We start from the raw sequence: 18192 nt of genomic DNA on the forward strand, positions 1-18192 counted from the left end.
TGTTCCCCCGCCCAGTCGGTTTCCGTACCGTGGAATCATCCGACGACGAGGGAGTCCCGTGATGATGAACCCGCGGTATATGGCGCGCTGGCTGGTGGAACACGGTTCAGCCCGGATGCTCATGCGGGTGCAGGCGCGGCGCGGCAATCCCTTCGCGAAACTGATGGGCACGGCCGCCGGGCTGGCCGATCCGTACCCCTACATCGAGCAGCTGCGCGAGCAGGGGCGGCTGGCGCACAGTCCGATCAGCTGGTCCACCGTGGATTACGAACTCGCCCGGAACCTGCTGCGTGACAATCGGTTCGGGGTGTTCGGCATCGACGGCTTCGAGATCCCGGAGTGGCTGCACCGCACGGTCAAGTCGGCGCAGATCCCGCCCAATCCGGTGGAGCCGCCGTCCATGCTGATCACCGATCCGCCCGAGCACACCCGGCTGCGCAAGTCGGTGTCGGCGGCCTTCACGCCGCGGGCCATCGGGCGGCTGCGGGATCGGGTGGAATCGGTGACCACCGAACTTCTCGACGCGCTGCCCGCCGGCGGATCCGCGGATCTGGTCGGGGATTTCGCGGCGCAGGTGCCGATCGCCATCATCTCCGAGATGCTGGGCTTCCCGGATTCGCGCCGGGAACAATTCCTGGCCTGGGGCGATGTCATGAGCCCGCTGCTGGACTTCGGCATTCCGTGGCGGACCTGGCGCACCGCGATCAGCTCCATGCTGGAGATGGACGCCTACCTCGACGATCACATCGCGCGGCTGCGGGTGGAGCCGGGCGAGGACATTCTGAGCAGCCTGGTCGCCGCCGGGGACCTGGACGACCGGGAATTGAAGGCCACCGCCAGCCTGCTCATGGGCGCGGGGTTCGAGACCACCGTCAACCTGATCGGCAACGGCATCGTGCAATTGCTCTCGCACCGTGAGCAATTGGCGCTGCTGCGCGAGGACGAGGACCTGTGGCCGAACGCGGTGGAGGAGATCCTGCGCTTCGACGCCCCGGTGCAGACCACCGCCCGCGCCGCGCTGTGCGATGTGGAGATCGCGGGCACGGCACTGCGACAGGGCAGCGTGGTGGTGATGTCGCTGGCGGGCGCGAACCGGGATCCGGGCAAGTTCGAATTCCCGGATCGATTCGATATCACCCGCGCGAACGCCCGTGAGCACCTGACCTTCTCCAGCGGCATCCACACCTGCCTGGGCGCGAGCCTGGCGCGCATGGAGGGCGTGTACGCGCTGCGGTCGCTGTTCGAGCGGTTCCCCGATCTCAGCCTGGCCGGTGCGCCGCAACGCCGTCCGCTGCACAACCTGCACGGTTTCGCGCGCATCCCCGCCCAGCTGGGCGAGCGCGCCACGTCCAGGGTTCAGTAGAAGCCGACGACCTCGTCGCCCCAGACCGAATTGCGATCGCCGTCCGGGTCGTCCACGATCCGGTCGACGGCGTCGATGAGCAGTGTGGTGCGGGTGGTTTCGTTGTAGGGCGGCCAATGCTTGGAGCCGTCCAGGGCGGCGGGCACGCCGAATTCGGCGAAGGCCAGCCAGCGGCGCATCATGCGGCCCGAAACCTCCTGTGCCGCTTTGCGTCCGCCCAGCCAGAAGGTGGGGTCGCGGTCGAAGGAACCGAAATTGCCGAAGACATACGGCAATTCGGTGGCGTGGCCCGCGCCGACCCGGGCGGCCTTGAGCATCGGGGTGGCGTGGTCGAAGCGGTACATCCAGGTCGGGGAATGCCGGGAGTGCGCGTCGGCGACCCAGTGCGCGGGCATCCGGAAGGCGGCATCGCCGGACATGGTGAGCGCGCCGCGCGGGGTGCTCAGATCCTCGTAGGCGGAGGCGATTTCGGCGATGCGCTCGGCCGACAGACCCGGATGTTCGGCGGCCACCCCGCGCAGCATCTCGTTCACCGCGTCCGGGGTGACCGGCATGATGGGCGAACGGAAGAGCCGGAACAGCGACGCCTCGTCCTTGTTGGTGCCGATGAGCAGCGGCACCCGATGCGAACGGCCTTCCTGGAAGCGTTCGCTCGGATAGGCGGGCAGCAGATCGCCGTCCACCACCGGGGCGGCGGCCAGGCGGCCGGGTTCGCGCACCGGCACCTCGTCGAGCAGGACGACGGCCGCGGCCATGAAGCGGTCCAGCGGCATATCGAACAGTTCGGCCGCGCGATCCGGCGGCAGTTCCAGCAGGTGCAGGAAGCGTTTGGCCACCACGGCCGCCCGGTCCGCACCGAAAACCGTGGTGGCGGGCGGGGATTGGGCGATGGCGCGATGGAACAGGCCCGCGGCGCGCGGGGAGGTGAGCAGGGCGGTGACGCAGCCCGCGCCGGAGGATTCGCCGAAGAGGGTGACATTGCCGGGGTCGCCGCCGAAGCTCGCGATATTGTCGCGCACCCATTCCAGGGCGGCGATCTGGTCGTGCAGGCCGAGATTGGGGGTGAAGTCGCCGCCCAGCGAGGACAGGTCCAGGAAGCCGAGCGCGCCCAGCCGGTAGTTCACGGTCACCACGAGCACGCCGCCGGTCTCGGCCAGCCGCCGCCCGTCGTAGATGGCCTGCGCGGCGGTGCCCAGGCAGTACGCGCCGCCGTGCAGCCACACCATGACCGGGCGGGGTTCGTCGGTCGGGGCGGTGGGGGCCCACACATTGAGCCAGAGGCAGTCCTCGCCGACGCGCAGCGAACCGTCGACCGGGACGAAGCCGGGAGCCTGCGGGGACATCTCGCCCACCGTGTCGCAATCGCGCACTCCGGCCCAGGGCTGCGGCGGCTGCGGGAGGCGGAAGCGCCGGGGACCGGTCGGGGCGCCGTAGGGGATGCCGCGCCAGACCGCGGTCTGCCCCTCGCGTCGCCCGCGCACCTCGCCGTACGCGGTCCGGGCGACCGGGTCGGTGTCCTCGTTTGTCAGCGTGTCGAAGAGCTGCGTGCCCACACCAACCTCCTCTGTACTCCGTAAATTCGAGGGTACTGGGTGATCGGGAGCGCGGATGGCGATGGCGAGCGGCGCGGCGTGGTCTACCCTCGGGCGCGTGCCGAGTTATGCCTATCGCTGCCGCAGCTGCGGCGACACCTTCGAAATGAACCGCCCGATGGCCGAATCCTCGGATCCGGCGAGCTGCCCGCAGGGGCATGACGACACCGTCAAACTGCTGACCACCTTCGGGACCGTGACGCGCGGCAGTGCGCCGAGCGCGGCGCCGGTCCCGCCCATGGCGTCCGGCGGCGGATGCTGTGGCGGCGGGGGCTGCTGCTAGTCCGCGCGCTTGTCGGCGTGACCGAGCGAGCGATCGGGGGCGACCCGGTCGCGGACGCGCTGTTTGAGGACGGCGATATCGGGAAAACCGCCGTCCGCCTTGCGTTCCCAGATCTGCTCGCCGTCCACCGTGATGCGGAAGACGCCGCCCTCGCCGGGCACCAGCGCCACCTCGGACAGGTCGGTGGCGAAGGTGGTCAGCAATTCCTGGGCCATCCAGCCGGCCCGGAGCAGCCAGCGGCACTGGGTGCAGTATTCGATCGCGACACGCGGCATATCGGGCACCCTACCGGGCGGCGGTCAGCGGTTCGCGGGAGCGCGCGGCGGGCGCAGCGTCGAAGTCGCTGCGAGTTAGCCGAATCGGGCTTCCGCGCATGCCTTTTCACCATGTCCGCCCGCCGCCGATACTTGTCGGTGCCCTCCGATAGAACTTGAGTCGACACGGAAGGGGGAGGCCCGATGGCGATTGCCGGCACACCCGAATCGACCCCGCCACCGGCCGCCGCGGCGTCGCCGCGCGCCGCCACCAGCGCCGAGAAACGCCACGCCCGCGTCACCGCCGGGCTCGCCGACCTGGACATCTGGCTCACCGACCAGGTGCGCACCGGCCTCGCCCAGACCGACCGCTCCTATCTGGCTTTCGACGCCGTGGCCCGCCGCATGGTCGACGCCCAAGCCCCCGGCGTGGCCGGCGCCCTGCGCCGTCTCCCCCTCCTCACCGCAGGCCCCGACTGGCCGCAGCAACTCCTGCGCGAATACGCCCGCCTGCATTTGCTGGCCGTCGCCCACCGCCGCCTCGACGCCCTCTCCCCCGCCCTGCGCGCCAGCATCCGCAGCCACATCGGCTACTCCACGCCCGTCGACTCGGTCCGCGCCCAGCCGCCCGTCCGCGACCAATGGATGGTGCTCTCCACCCGCATCACCTCCGACGAGGCCCTCTACACCCGCCGCACCCTCCTGCTGGGCCGCACCACCACCCGCTGGGCCCTGCTCATCGACCACCACCACGGCTCCCCCACCTTCCCGCCGGACACCCCACCCCCCGGCCACCTGATCGAAGCCGACCTGCATTTCTACCCCGCCGCCGCACCCCTGCGCGCCCTCTGGGGCGCCCGCCACACCCTCCCCGACCCCTTCACCTCCCTCCCCCGCACCGCGCTTCCCGGTGAGCACGATGCGGGCACCATCGAGGCAGCCCTCGGCACCTACGCTCGGGCAGTGGGCGCGGACCCCTTCCTGCGCGCCTGGCCGGTCGTTCTCACCGACGTGGTGCCCGTCTGCCACGAAAACGACTGGCACGTGGTCGAATCCGACGGCACCGCGCTCCCGGTCGCGATCGGCGACGGCGAGCCGTGGCGGCTGCTCGGACTCTCCGGCGGCCACCCGGTCACGGTCATCGGCGAATGGACGGCAGCTGGCTTCGTGCCCCTGTCCGCCTTCACCGCCGGCGAAATCGTGGACGCCGGTGCCGGCGAAGGAAACCCGACCGGCCTGCCGATGAGCCCACCCGCCCCGGACACGACACTCGCGGAACTGGTCTCGACCGCACTGGTCGGAACCGCGCGGCGCGCTACGCACCACACCGAATTGCCCACCCCGGTAGCGACATTGGCGGCGAATCTCGCGTCCCGGCCCACCGCGAACAGCCCAGTCACAGCGGAGCAGCCGGATTCCAGGCCAGCGACCGAGTTGCCCCCTGGTGTGGAGGTAGGCGTCCCTACGAGCGGTCCGGCGACGAAATCACCCCTTCGACCGAGCGCTGACGAAGACTCCGCCGAGACGGCAGCACCCGATTTCACGCGTGCCAGGCCGCCACATTCCACAGTGGCACCGACCGACCGCACGGGAGCAGCGCAGCCGGATTCGGCCGGGGGCGTGTCGGCCGTCGTGCGGGGCATGAGCGAGCCGGTGGGTGACCCGGCCGTGGTCTTACTCGAAACCGTCGGGCTGCAGGACTGTTTCGCGCGCGGGGGCGTGCTGGGTGGCACGGCCGAGTTGGTCGCGGTGGCCGGGGAAGACGGGCGGCGGGTGCTGCCGCGGGCGGCGGCGGGGCGGCTGGCGAAGCTGCTGGCAGCCAATTCGCCGTTTCTGGCGGAGTGGTTCGCCGCGGCGGGGCCGTATGACTATCGGGTGCCGGACGGGCTGGTCAGTGTGGTGCTGGAGCGAGCGAAAGGGATTGCGGCGCATCGGGAACCGCTGTTGCGGATGGCGGGGGCGCGGGGGCGGTGGCTGGCCGGGCTGCATCCGGGGTGGCGGACGCTGGTGCGGGCCGATTTCGACGATCCGGCGGTGTGGTCGCACGGGCGGCCGGCCGAGCGGCGGCAGTGGCTGGCGCAGGTGCGGCGGGAGGATGCGGGGGCGGCACGGGAGGCGCTGGCGGCATCGTGGGATACGGAGTCGGGGGCCGGGAAGGCCGAGCTGCTGGCCATACTCGGGCCCGGGCTTTCGCTCGCGGACGAGGACTTGCTGGAACGCGCGCTCGATGATCGGCGGGCGGAGGTGCGGCGGCTGGCGGCGGATCTGCTTGCGCGGCTGCCGGAATCGGGGTTCGCCGGGCGGATGAAGCAGCGGGCGGCGGCCTGGCTGAATTTCGGGGCGGGGCCGGTGCGGCCGCGGCTCACCACGACCGGGCCCGGCGTGCTGGATGATTCGGCGCGGCGGGACGGTGTCGGGGATTCGTACGGATACACCGGTTATCGGGCGGATGGCGCGCCGGATCTGTCGGGGGAATGGTTGCAGCGGGTGGTGGCGGGGACGCCGTTGCGGCATTGGGAGCGGGTGCTCGGATCGGCGGAGCAGGCGGTGGAGGTCGCGATCGCCGAGGAGATGCGCGGAGCCCTGTTCGCCGGCTGGGCGGATGCGGCGCTGGCGCAACGGAATCCGGAATGGGCGCGGGTGCTGTTCGCGAGCTACGCCGCCACTCCGGCCGGGGCCGCCGACAGTGACAAACTGCGCGAGTTGTTCGCGTTGCAGCCCCTACCGGATCAGATCCGGCATCTGCGCCGGCTGGACAGCAGCTGGCTGGCCGAGATCGAATCGCTGTTGCGGGCGGTGCCGCATCCGTGGCCGGACGCCATGGCCGAACACGTATTACGGCTGCTGCTGGAGCGCGCCCAGCTGTCCGCCGACCGGCCGGGCGGGCCGAGCCTGGTGCCCGGGTCCTATCGCACCCTGTTCCGCGCCGCGTCCGCGCACTTCCCGGTGACCGCGGCGAACCTGGTCACCGCCATCGCCCGCAAATGCGGAGATCCCTACTGGGAGCAGGCTTTCGACCAGCTCGCCCACGACCTCATTCAACGCCAGACGATGCTCGAGGAGCTGCAGTGACCATCATCGAGGAGCCCGGCGCGCTGCTGCGCCCGCACGCCGAACAGGCCTTCGCCGCCGAACTCGCCGCCCTGGCCGCCAATGATGATCGCCCGCGCCCGCCGTCGTGGCGGCTCTCGCCGTGGGCGGTGGTCACCTACCTGCTGGGCGGCACGCTCGCCGACGGCACCGTGATCAGCCCCAAGTACGTGGGCCCGCGCCGGCTCATGGAGGTCGCGGTCGCCACCCTCGCCACCGATCGGGCGCTGCTGCTCATCGGCGTGCCGGGCACCGCCAAAACCTGGGTGTCGGAACATCTCGCGGCGGCCGTGTCGGGACGCTCCACGCTGCTGGTGCAGGGCACTTCGGGCACGGCCGAGGAGTCCATCCGCTACGGCTGGAACTATGCCCGGCTGCTGGCCGAAGGGCCGAGCGACGCGGCGCTGGTGCCCTCGCCGATCATGACCGCCATGCGCGCCGGCGGCATCGCGCGGCTGGAGGAGCTGACCCGCATCCCCTCGGACGTGCAGGACGCGCTCATCACCGTGCTGTCGGAGAAGACGCTGCCGGTGCCCGAACTCGGCACGGAAGTGCAGGCGGCCAAGGGCTTCAACCTGATCGCCACCGCCAACGACCGCGACCGCGGCGTCAACGAACTGTCCTCCGCGCTGCGCCGCCGCTTCAATACCGTGGTGCTGCCGCTGCCCGCCGACGAGGACGAAGAGGTCGCCATCGTCACCCGGCGGGTCGAACAGCTCGGCGCCGCACTGGAATTGCCCGCCGTACCGGCCGCCGCCGAGGAGGTGCGCCGGGTGGTGCGGGTGTTCCGCGAACTGCGTTCGGGCAGTACGGCGGACGGCCGCACCAAACTGAAATCGCCGTCGGGCACGCTGTCCACGGCCGAGGCCATTTCGGTCATCAACAATGGCCTGGCGCTGGCCGCGCATTTCGGGGACGGGGTACTGCGGTCCGCCGATATCGCGGGCGCGGTGCTGGGCGCGGTGGTCAAGGATCCGGTGGCGGACGCGGTGGTGTGGACCGAATACCTGGAGGCCGTGGTGCGCCAGCGCGCCGACTGGGCCGACTTCTACCGGGCCTGCCGCGAGGTGAGCTGATGACGGCCGCGACAAGCGCCGTGGCGGCGGAGACCCGGATCTTCGGCATCCGCCATCACGGGCCGGGTTCGGCGCGTTCGCTGCGGCTGGCGCTCGAGAAGTTCGGTCCGGACGCGATTCTCATCGAAGGCCCGGCCGACGCCGACCCGCTCATCGGCTATGTCACCGCCGAGGGCATGGCACCGCCGGTGGCGCTGCTCGGCTATCACCCGGACGAACCGGCGCGGGCCGCCCTGTGGCCGTTCGCGGTGTTCTCCCCCGAATGGCAGGCGCTCTCGTACGCGGCCGAGAACTCGGTCACCACAGGGTTTTTCGACCTGCCGGCGGCCATGACGCTGGCCATGGCGAGCGAACCCGGCGACCGCACCGACCCGCTCGCCGAACTCGCCGCGGCGGGCGGCTACGACGATGCCGAGCGCTGGTGGGACGCCTTCGTCGAATCCGCTTCGGACGCCGATATTTTCGATGCCGTCAACGAGGCCATGACCGCCTTGCGGGAGACCGCCGACATCGACGAGCACACGCTGCGCCGCGAGGCGTACATGCGGCAGGTGATGCGGAAGACGTTGAAGGACGGCGCGCGACGGCTCGCCATCGTGTGCGGGGCCTGGCACGGTCCGGCGCTGACGGGCAAGCTCGGACCGGCCGCGCCCGACGCCCGGCTGTTGAAGGGCCTGCCCAAAGGCAAAGCCACTTTGACCTGGGTGCCGTGGACGCACGCCCGGCTGTCCAGCTCCTCCGGGTACGGGGCCGGCATCACCTCGCCCGGCTGGTATCACCACCTGTTCACGCAGACCGAGCAGCCGATCGTCCGCTGGCTCACCAAGGTCGCGGGAATGCTGCGCGCACACGATCTTCCGGTGTCGAGCGCGCACGTCATCGAAGCGGTCCGGCTCGCCGACACCCTCGCCACCCTGCGCGAACGGCCGCTGGCCGGGTTGTCGGAGGTCACCGAGGCCACCCGCGCGGTGCTCTGCGACGGGGACGAGACCATGCTGCGGCTGGTCAGCACCGAACTGGTGGTGGGCGAGGCGCTGGGTTCCGTGCCCGCCGACACGCCCACCGTGCCGCTGGAAGCCGACCTGCGCGCCCAGGCCCGGTCGCTGCGCCTCAAGCAGCAGCCGCAGGCGCGCACCGTGGATCTGGATCTGCGCACCGACAGCGGGCTGGCGAAATCCCGCCTGCTGCACCGGCTCCGGCTGCTCGGCATCGAATGGGGGCAGCTCACCGACAGTCAGGTGCGGGCCACCGGGACCTTCCGGGAGACCTGGACCCTGCAATGGCGGCCGGAGCTGGCCATCGCCATCGTGGAGGCGGCGCGCTGGGGTACGACCTTGCGCACCGCCGCCGAGGCGAAGGTGCTCGACAAAGTCGCCTACCCCGATGCCACCGTGGGCGTGGTGGCCACCGCGCTGGAAGCGGCGCTGACGGCGGACCTCACCGGCGCGACCGCACCCCTGGTCACGCGTCTGGAATCCGTTGCGGCACTGGATCACGACGTCACCCACCTGCTGGCGGCACTACCCGGAGTCCTCCGCACCCTGCGCTACGGCGATGTCCGCAAAACCGACACCGTCGCCCTGACCCGCGTCGCCGACAGCCTGCTGCTGCGCTCCTGCACCGGCCTGGCGCGCGCCGCCACCGGCCTGGACACCGATGCCGCGAACGCCCTGCGCGCCCTGATCGACGCGGTCCACCAGGCGCTTTCGACCCGAGCCGACCAATGGGCCGACGCCACCTGGTACACCGCCCTGCGCGATCTCGCCGACCGCGACGATATCCACGGCGGCCTGGCCGGACGCGCCGTCCGCCTGCTCAGCGACGCCGAGCTGATCGACGCCGGCGAATCCGCGCGCCGACTATCCGCCGCGCTGTCGGTGGGCCGCACCCCGATCGACAAAGCCGCCTGGGTCGACGGTTTCCTGGGCGGGCGGGGCCTGCTGCTCGTGCACGACCGAAACCTGCTGTCGCTCATCGACAATTGGCTCAGCGGCCTGGACGAACAGCAGTTCCTGGCCACACTTCCCTTGCTGCGCCGCACTTTCGGCGCGTTCGACACCGGGGAACGGCAGGCGATCGGGCAGGCGGTCCGGCACGGCTCGGCCACCGCGAGCGCGACGAACACCGAATACGACTCCGCCCGTGGCGAACTGGCCCTCCGGGCGGCCGCCGAGATCTTGGGGATCGCCGAGATGAGCACCCCCTCGTCATCCCGGCATGCTTTCGGCCGGGATCTCACCGGCAGCCGTGAGATTCCGGCCAAGGGCACGCCGGAATGACGGGAAAGCCGACCGGCGCGGAATCAAGCCATGCAACCGGGAGGGCGAGATGCGGCGGGGGACATATGAGTCGGAGGAACTGACATGAGCGAGATGGATGAGGGGCGGGAGCGGCGCTGGCGGATGGTGCTGGGAGCCGCCGGTGAATCCGAGTCCGGGGTGGGCGGATTGGGGAATGCCGACGACGCCGCCATGGATCGCGCGTTGGGGGCGCTGTACGACTCGGAGGCGCGCGGCGGGAACGCGGGGAAGAAAGCGGGTGGGCTGGGTGGGTCCGCGCCGCAGGTTTCGCGGTGGCTCGGGGATATCCGGCGGTACTTTCCGTCGAGCGTGGTGGAGGTGATGCAGCGGGACGCGGTGGAGCGGTTGAACTTGACCGAGCTGCTGCTGGAGCCGGAACTATTGGAGGCCGTCGAACCGGATGTGCATCTGGTGGGCACGCTGCTGAGCTTGAACCGGGTGATGCCCGAGACCACCAAGGCGACGGCGCGCACCGTGGTGGAGCAGGTGGTGCGGGAGATCGAGCGGCGGATCGCGGCGCAGACGGTGGCGGCGGTCGGCGGGGCGTTGAACCGGGCGGCCCGGGTGACGCGGCCCAAGCTGCGGGATATCGACTGGGATCGGACTATTCGGAAGAACCTCGCGAATTACCTGCCGGAGCATCGCACCGTGGTGCCGGAGCGGCTGGTGGGGTACGGGCGCAAGGCGCAGGCCGTCAAACGGGACGTGGTGCTGGCCATCGACCAATCCGGGTCGATGGCCCCGAGCGTGGTGTTCGCGTCGGTGTTCGGCGCGGTGCTGGCGTCCATGCGCTCGCTGAAGACCTCCCTGGTCGTGTTCGACACCGCCGTCGTCGATCTCACCGACAAGCTCTCGGATCCGGTGGAGGTGCTGTTCGGCACCCAACTGGGCGGCGGCACGGATATCAATCGCGCCCTCGCGTATTCGCAATCGCTGATCACCCGGCCCGCCGACACCCTCTTCGTGCTCATCTCCGACCTGTACGAGGGCGGCGTGCGCGCGGAGATGCTGAAACGGATGCGCGCCATGAAGGAATCGGGCGTACAGGTGATCGTCCTGCTGGCCCTGTCCGACGAGGGCGCCCCCGCCTACGACCACGACAATGCCGCCGCGCTCGCGGCCCTCGGCATTCCCGCTTTCGCCTGCACCCCGGATCGATTTCCGGAGTTGCTGGCGGTCGCCCTGGATCGCGGAGATGTACCGGCATGGGCACACGCGAACGCAGGTCAGAGCGGCTGATCCGGATACCTGTCGGTTCAGGCGGCACAGGCGGCCGCCCCCGACGCGGTACGCTGCCAGCGGATCTGTCTCGTGGAAACGGGGGCTCGGCTTTGCAGCGTGGTGATGTGTTCGCCGGTTACGTCATCGAACGCGAGCTCGGTCGCGGCGGTATGGGGTCGGTGTATCTGGCCAAGCATCCGCGGTTGCCGCGCATGACGGCGCTCAAGCTCCTGAATCAGGAGATGTTCTCCGATAACGAGATTCGGGCGCGTTTCGTGCGCGAGGCCGATCTGGTCGCGCAGCTCGATCACCCGAATATCGTCACGGTGTACGACCGCGGCACCGAGGGCGAACAGCTGTGGATCTCCATGCAGTACATCGACGGGGTGAACGCCTCGGCCGTCAACCCGGGTTCACTGCCGCCCCTGCGCGCCGCGCAGATCATCACCGAGACCGCCAAGGCCCTGGATTACGCGCACGGCCGCGGCGTCCTGCACCGGGACGTGAAGCCCGCGAACATCCTGCTGGCCCGCTCCTCCAATCGCGCGGGCGCCGGCGGTGAACGGGTCTACCTCACCGATTTCGGCATCGCCCGCCTGCGCGACGACACCGGCCATCTCACCCAGACCGGCACCGTGACCGCGACCCTGGCCTACGCCTCCCCCGAACAGCTGACCGGCGCCACCATGGACGGCCGCTCCGACCAGTACGCACTGGCCTGCACGCTGTTCCAATTGCTCACCGGCGCGGTCCCGTTCGAAGGCACCAGTCCCGCCGCCGTGATTCGCGGCCACCTGCAGCAGCCGCCGCCCCCGGCCTCCCCGCTGCGCCCCGAACTACCCCGGCCCATCGACGGCGTGCTGGGCCGCGCCCTCGCCAAACGCCCGCAGGACCGCTTCCGCTCCTGCGTCGAATTCGCCGCCGCGGTGGAACGCGCTCTGGCCGCCCCGCGCCCGCCGACCCCCGCGCACCCGCAGCCGATCGTCCCCCGCCCGCCTACGCCGATCCGCCCGCAGCCGATCGTGCAGCAGCCCCGCCCGCCGGTCGGGCCGGTCGGGCAGTCGGGTCCGGCCCAGCAGCCTCGCCCGATCCCGCAGCCCGGCCCGAATGTCCCGGTGGGGCAGGGCCAGCCGCTCGGCCCGAGTTCCCCGGTCGGGCAAGGCCAGCCGCTCGGCCCGAATACCCCCATCGGCCCGGGACCGCAGCTGGGCCCCAATCCCCAAGTGAGCCAGGGCTTGCCGCTGAACCCTAATCCGGCCATGGGTGCCGCCCAGGGCGTTTCCTCGGGCCGCGCCCCGCAGGTCGGTCAGGGTCAGCGGGTGAATCCCGGCCCGGTGTATCAGCCGCCGCAGAACTTCCAGCAGCGTCCTCCGGTCGCGAACTATCGTGCCCCGCAACGTAGTTCGAGCCCGGTCGGCTGGATCATCTTCGGCATCGTCGCGGTGATCGTGACCGCCATCATCGTGATCGCGATCATCGTGAACAGCAACAAGTCGTCCTCGCTGGGTCCCGCGACGCCCACGATCACGACACTGTCCCTCCCGGCCGCGGGACCGTACCCGGCCTGAAACGAAAGCAGGGCCCCGCCGGAATGGCGGGGCCCCTGTGTTTCCGAGCGCCTATACCTCGGCGATGGCGGCGAGCGGCGGCGTACGGGCCGCCCGGATCCCCGGCCACAGCGCCGCGAGCACGCCGACCACCGCGGAAGCCAGCACCATGAACACGATCTGCACCCACGGCACCGCGATCTGCGTCAGCCCCAGATCCCGTAGCGTGCGCAGGAATCCGGTTCCCAGGAACAGGCCCAGCACCACGCCGATCAGCGCGCCGAACACCGCGATCAGCATGGATTCCAGATAGATGGTGCGCCGCACCTGCGGCCGCTGCATGCCGACCGCGCGCAGCATGCCGATCTCGCGGCGGCGTTCCACCACCGACAGCGCCAGGGTGTTCACGATGCCGAGGATGGCGATCACCACCGCCAGCGCCAGCAACGCGTACAGGATCACCAGCATGGTGTTGATCTGCTTGCCCTGCGCGCCCTTGAAGTCCTCGCGGTCCATCACCTGGACGATGGCGTAGGAGTCCACCGCCTGCTCCAGCCCCGCGCGCACGGCCGTCTGATCGGCGCCCTGCTCGGTGGTGAGCAGCACCAGCGTATTGGTCTCGAAGGCAACCGATTTCACCTGGTCGTAGAGCGCCATGGGCGCGACCAGCGGCCCGAACAGCTGGGTGTCCTTGTAGATGCCGTCCACCACGACCGGGATCTTCTTCGCCTTGTCGACGCTGGTCAGCTCGACGGTGTCGCCGACCTTCCAGTTCCGGTCGGCGGCTTCGGTTTCCGACACCATGATGCCGTTGTCACCGAGCTGATCGGTGCCCTGCGCCATGTCGTACTTGAGCACCTTGCGGACGTCGCCTTCGGGCACGGTGCCGATGAGCTGGTCGCTGCCGACCTTCACCACGACCGCGTGGAAGGGCACCACATCCTCGACGCCCGGCACCTTGGCCACCGCCGGGCCCGCGCCGAGCGGCACCCCGATGAAGCTGTTCTGCGGGCCGGCCAGGATGTAGTCGGCCTTCACGCCCTTGTCGACCAGCTCGGTGATGCTGGCCTTGGCGGAAGACCCGAGCATGCCGATGGCCGAGACCAGCATGACGCCCAGCGTCAGCGCGAACGCGGTCGCGGCGGTGCGGGTGGGGTTGCGCTTGGCATTGTTGAGCGCCATCCGGCCGACCGGCCCGAACGGTTTGGTCAGCACGCCGAGCGCGCCGACCATCGGCCCGGACAGCGCGGGCCCGACCAGCAGCACCGCGAAAATCAGTGCCAGCGCGCCGATTCCGACGGTGGCCGCGGCATCGCCGCCGGTGGAGCGGGCGCCGGTCACCACCAGCACCAGACCGGCCACGGCCAGCAGTGCGCCGAATCCGGGACGCAGGTACTTCGAGGTGAGCACCGCCCGCAACGCCCGCGCCACACCCGGCAGCCGCAGCTTCTCGAACAGCGTCACCAGCCCGCCGGTGACCGACCCCAGCCGCTTGACCTCGTTGGATGCGCCGAACACCTCGCGCATGGCCTCGATGGGCGGAATGGTGGCCGCCCGCAACGCCGGAACGTAGGCGCTCACCACCGTGACCGTGACGCCGAGCAGCAGCGCCACCAGGACGGTTCGCGGCTCCACCGACATCGATCCCATGGGCAGCCCCGCGCCCTGCGCGTTCATCACCGCCGAAATGCCGTACGCCAGGCCGACGCCGACGAACAATCCGAGCACACTGCCGGCCAGGCCGATGAGCAGCGCCTCCCCCACCACCGAGCGCCCGATCTGACCGCGGCTGGCGCCGACCGCGCGCAGCAGCGCCAGTTCCCGCAGGCGCTGGGCTATCAGCATCGAGAAGGTGTTGTAGATGATGGACGAGCCGACGATGACCGCGATGCCGCCGAAGGCGAGCAGGAAGTAATTGAGGAACTTCAGCTGATCGGCGAGCTGCTTCTTCAGGTCCTCGCGAACCTGGTCACCGTTCTGCACCTTGTAGTCCGGGTACGCCTTCGCGAGCGTGTCGCGCAGATCGTTCGCCGCCACACCGGGTTTGACGGCGATGTCCACGAACGCCACGTGCGTCTTGTCGGTGAACAGCTCGCGCGCCTGGGCGTCGGTGAACTGGATATTGATGAATCCGCCGGAGTTGGCGGCGAAGTCGTAGATGCCGGTGACGGTGACGTCCTTGTTGCCCACCCGCGGGATCAGCACCTTGGTCTTGTCGCCCACGTGCAGTCCGGCCCGGTTCGCGCCGCCCTCGTTGATGGAGATCTCGTCGGTCGCCGTCGGCGGCCCGCCCGCCAGATAGACATCCGGTTTTGCGACCGCCTTGTCCGGCGGCAGATACGAGGTGCCGATGGTCGGCGCGCCGCCGGTCTGCACGGCCTTGCCGTCCGGCTTGAGCAGCACCACGGCCCCGCTCACCGACGGCGCGACGGTGCGCACCTGATCCATGGCGGCGATCTTGTCGACGACCTCGTTCGGAATGCCCAGGGACTGGCGCTCTTTGGGCTCCACCCGCACATCCACGCCGACGGCCTGGTTGGCGAAGATATCGTCGAAGCTGCGCTGCAGGGTATCGGTGAACACGAAAGACCCTGCGATGAAAGCGGTTCCGAGCACCACCGAGAGCAGGGTGAGCGCCAATCGGACCTTGTGCGCGGCGAGATTGCGCAAAGCCACCTTGCGCATCGGGCTGGCCATCAGACGGTCTCCAGCGACTTCATCTTGTCGAGCACGGAATCAGCTGTCGGGGAACGCAATTCGTCCACGATCTGCCCGTCGGCCAGGAATACCACCCGGTCGGCGTAGGACGCGGCGCGCGGATCGTGCGTCACGATCACCACGGTCTGATGGAATTCGTCCACGGCCGCGCGCAGGATCGACAGCACCTCGCCCGAGGACCGGGAATCGAGATTGCCGGTCGGCTCGTCCCCGAAGATGATCTCCGGCTTACCGGCCAGCGCGCGAGCACACGCCACGCGCTGCTGCTGCCCACCCGACAGCTCGCTGGGCCGGTGGCTGAGCCGATCGGTCAGCCCGAGCCGCTTGAGCACGGTGGACAACCATTCCTCGTCGGCCTTGCGCCCCGCGATATCCAGCGGCAGCGTGATGTTCTCCAGCGCGGTCAGCGTGGGCACCAGATTGAAGGCCTGGAAGACGAAGCCGATGCGATCGCGCCGCAGCGCGGTCATCTGCTTGTCGGAGAGCTTGGTCAGATCGGTGTCGCCGATGTGCACCGCCCCCGCGGTGGCCGAGTCGAGACCGGCGAGGCAGTGCATGAGGGTCGATTTGCCGGACCCCGACGGGCCCATGATCGCGGTGAACTCCCCCCTCGCGAAGTCGGCCGACACCCCGGCCAACGCGCGGACCTGCGTATCGCCGGACCCGTAGAGCTTGACGAGGTCGGTGGCCCGGGCGGCTACCCCGGCTGCCCCCTTGTCGAGAGTGACGGATTCCGAGACGTTCGAAGTCATGCTGTCCAGTGTGTAGATGTTCCGGGAGCGACGCCATCCGGGATGACCCGGATACATGCACCCTCATAGACTTCACAAAGAACCACCTGGTCCCGGACGTATCTGCCCCCAGAAGATGGGGGTCAGCCCAGGGGAGCCGAATTCCACCAGGTGAGCAGGTCCTGTTCGTTCGCGATGAACCCGACGCTGTACATCAGCACCTGGCCGCGGCCGGACGCGCCGTCGCCGAAGGCCGTGACCATGCGCGGGCGGTAAGGGTCGCTGCCCTTCAGCACGTAGTTGGTGTAGCTGTGCCCGTTCATGGTGGTGCTGGACTTGGTGTTGGCGGGCAGCCCGGCCAGGACGGCCTGTGCGTCGGTGGAGGCCGGGTACAGGATGAACCGGTAGGTGGCCCGGCTATTGCCGCCGAAGCAGTTCCAGACCGGGAGGGTGTTGCCGAAGGCGGGCTCGTCGGCGGCCAGCGACGGCACCGCGGCATTGGAGGCGTAGGTCATACAGGCCGCGCCCTGGTAGCCGGTGCCGGCATTGAACGACAGCGACGGATTGGCCTCCGGCAGCATGCTCGGGAACAGCTTGCTCAGCAGCTGGGCGTTCGCGCCGATCTCCCCCGAGGGGACGAGATCCGCCGGAGTCTCGGTGGTGGTGGGCGCCTCGGTGGTCGGCTCCGGCTCTTCCTCGGTGGTGGTGATCGGAGCCGGGGCGGGCGTGGTCGGCGTGGTGGAACCGGAATTCGCGACCCGGTCGATCCACACCAGCAGGGCGCCGATGGCCACCAGCGGCACCACGATCAACGCCAGCAGGGTGAGCAGGCAGCCGCGCATCCGCTTCTTCGGCTTCGGCTTGCGCTTCTCCGGCCGCCAGCCCGGGGAATTGGCCGGCCGGTTGCCGGTGGACCGGTAGCCGGTCCGGGTCGGGCTCGGCTGCGAAGCGGTGAAGGCCGGCTGCGGTGCGGTGTAGGCCGGCTGCGGCCGGGGCGGCGTGTGCGCCGGTTGCGGGCGCGGCGGGGTGAAGGCCTGCGCCGGGCTGTAACTCGCCTGCGGCACGCTGTGCCGCGTACTCGGTCCGGTGGCGTACAGCGCCTGCTGGGCGGCGGTGGCGAAGGCGGTGCAGGAGTCGAATCGATCGCGCGGATGCTTGGCCAGCGCCCGCGCCATCACCGCGTCCAGGGCGGGCGGCAGACCCGCGCGCAACCCGCTCACCGGGGGCGGCGGCTGGTTCAGATGCCCCTGCATGACCGCCACCGGATGCTCCGCGGTGAACGGCACGGTGCCGGTGAGCAGCCGGAACAGCGAGCAGGCCAGCGAGTACTGATCGCAGCGACCGTCCAGCGGATGTCCCGAAAGTTGTTCGGGCGCAGCGTAAGCCAGTGTGGCGGTGAAGGATCCGGTCTGGGTGAGCTTGGTCGATTCGTCGCGTAGTCGCGCGATCCCGAAGTCCGCCAGGAAGATTCGCTCTTCCCCGTCGGCCTGCTCCAGCAGGATGTTGGCGGGCTTCACGTCCCGGTGCAGCACGCCCTTGCGGTGCGCGTAGTCGAGGGCCTTGGCCGTCTCGGCGATGATCCGGATCGCCTGCGCCGGAGACAGATCCCCCGCCTGCAGCGAGGCCGCGTCCACCCCGTCGATGAACCGCATGGCGATCCACGACCGCTCGTCGTCGAACCCCCGGTCGAACACCGGCACGATATTCGGATGATCCAAGCGCGCTACGAGATCACCCTCACGTTCGAAGCGCGCTCGAACCTCGCCGTCCCCGAACAATTCCCGATTCAGCAGCTTGAGCGCCACCAGCCGCGGCAAACGCGGATGCCGGGCCAGATACACCGACCCCATCCCGCCGCGGCCGAGTTCGCGTTCGATCTCGTAACCCGCGAACGTCTCACCGCTACGCAGCACTGTGTCTAATCTGCCCTTCGCTTCGCTCCGGGCGTGTTCGCGGCCCGCATGTCTCGTTCTTCCCTCCCTCCGCTCCTCCGCTTCGCTCCCCCGCTCCACTCAGT

12 protein-coding genes are annotated in these 18192 nt (G+C 70.0%); 7 read left to right on the forward strand and 5 right to left on the reverse strand.

Annotated features, from left to right (window positions below; all coding sequences use genetic code 11):
- Positions 1-64: 64 nt before the first annotated feature.
- Positions 65-1363, forward strand: coding sequence for a cytochrome P450 (locus LTV02_RS20755; RefSeq protein ID WP_233041639.1), 1299 nt, complete (start codon positions 65-67; stop codon positions 1361-1363).
- Here the strand turns inward: LTV02_RS20755 and LTV02_RS20760 are convergent.
- Complete coding sequence (locus LTV02_RS20760) at positions 1357-2916, reverse strand: carboxylesterase/lipase family protein (RefSeq protein WP_408639234.1); 1560 nt, start codon at positions 2914-2916, stop codon at positions 1357-1359. The two genes, LTV02_RS20755 and LTV02_RS20760, sit on opposite strands and share 7 nt — an antisense overlap.
- 55 nt (positions 2917-2971) lie before the next feature.
- Between LTV02_RS20760 and LTV02_RS20765 the strand changes: the two genes are divergently transcribed.
- Positions 2972-3238, forward strand: coding sequence for an FmdB family zinc ribbon protein (locus tag LTV02_RS20765; RefSeq protein ID WP_233033049.1), 267 nt, complete (start codon positions 2972-2974; stop codon positions 3236-3238).
- Here the strand turns inward: LTV02_RS20765 and LTV02_RS20770 are convergent.
- Entirely contained in the window at positions 3235-3513 is a 279-nt protein-coding gene (locus tag LTV02_RS20770) for a SelT/SelW/SelH family protein (RefSeq protein ID WP_067720255.1), read from the reverse strand. The two genes, LTV02_RS20765 and LTV02_RS20770, sit on opposite strands and share 4 nt — an antisense overlap.
- A gap of 183 nt (positions 3514-3696) precedes the next feature.
- Between LTV02_RS20770 and LTV02_RS20775 the strand changes: the two genes are divergently transcribed.
- From LTV02_RS20775 to LTV02_RS20795, 5 genes are all read left to right on the forward strand, one after another.
- Positions 3697-6564, forward strand: coding sequence for a DUF5691 domain-containing protein (locus LTV02_RS20775; protein WP_233033051.1), 2868 nt, complete (start codon positions 3697-3699; stop codon positions 6562-6564).
- Complete coding sequence (locus LTV02_RS20780) at positions 6561-7658, forward strand: ATP-binding protein (protein WP_233033053.1); 1098 nt, start codon at positions 6561-6563, stop codon at positions 7656-7658. The genes LTV02_RS20775 and LTV02_RS20780 overlap by 4 nt, the downstream gene beginning before the upstream one ends.
- Positions 7658-9937 carry a DUF5682 family protein gene (locus tag LTV02_RS20785; RefSeq protein WP_233033055.1) on the forward strand — a complete coding sequence of 760 codons (2280 nt, stop codon included), beginning with the start codon at positions 7658-7660 and terminating at the stop codon, positions 9935-9937. Before LTV02_RS20780 ends, LTV02_RS20785 begins: the two co-directional genes overlap by 1 nt.
- A gap of 84 nt (positions 9938-10021) precedes the next feature.
- A complete protein-coding gene (locus LTV02_RS20790; protein WP_233033057.1) occupies positions 10022-11197 on the forward strand; it encodes a VWA domain-containing protein in 1176 nt (391 codons plus the stop codon).
- Between the two features lie 107 nt (positions 11198-11304).
- A complete protein-coding gene (locus tag LTV02_RS20795) occupies positions 11305-12747 on the forward strand; it encodes a serine/threonine-protein kinase (protein ID WP_233033059.1) in 1443 nt (480 codons plus the stop codon).
- A 51-nt stretch (positions 12748-12798) separates the two neighbouring features.
- Here the strand turns inward: LTV02_RS20795 and LTV02_RS20800 are convergent, their stop codons facing one another.
- The 3 genes from LTV02_RS20800 to LTV02_RS20810 all read right to left on the reverse strand — a co-directional run bounded on the left by LTV02_RS20800 (position 12799) and on the right by LTV02_RS20810 (position 18088).
- Positions 12799-15423: an ABC transporter permease gene (locus LTV02_RS20800; RefSeq protein ID WP_233033061.1), complete on the reverse strand. Its 2625-nt coding sequence runs from the start codon at positions 15421-15423 to the stop codon at positions 12799-12801.
- A complete protein-coding gene (locus LTV02_RS20805) occupies positions 15423-16196 on the reverse strand; it encodes an ABC transporter ATP-binding protein (protein ID WP_067720395.1) in 774 nt (257 codons plus the stop codon). Before LTV02_RS20805 ends, LTV02_RS20800 begins: the two co-directional genes overlap by 1 nt.
- A 122-nt stretch (positions 16197-16318) precedes the next feature.
- Positions 16319-18088, reverse strand: coding sequence for a serine/threonine-protein kinase (locus tag LTV02_RS20810; protein ID WP_233033063.1), 1770 nt, complete (start codon positions 18086-18088; stop codon positions 16319-16321).
- Positions 18089-18192 lie beyond the last annotated feature (104 nt).

The organism is Nocardia yamanashiensis, from assembly GCF_021183565.1.
GTDB classification, from domain to species: domain Bacteria; phylum Actinomycetota; class Actinomycetes; order Mycobacteriales; family Mycobacteriaceae; genus Nocardia; species Nocardia yamanashiensis.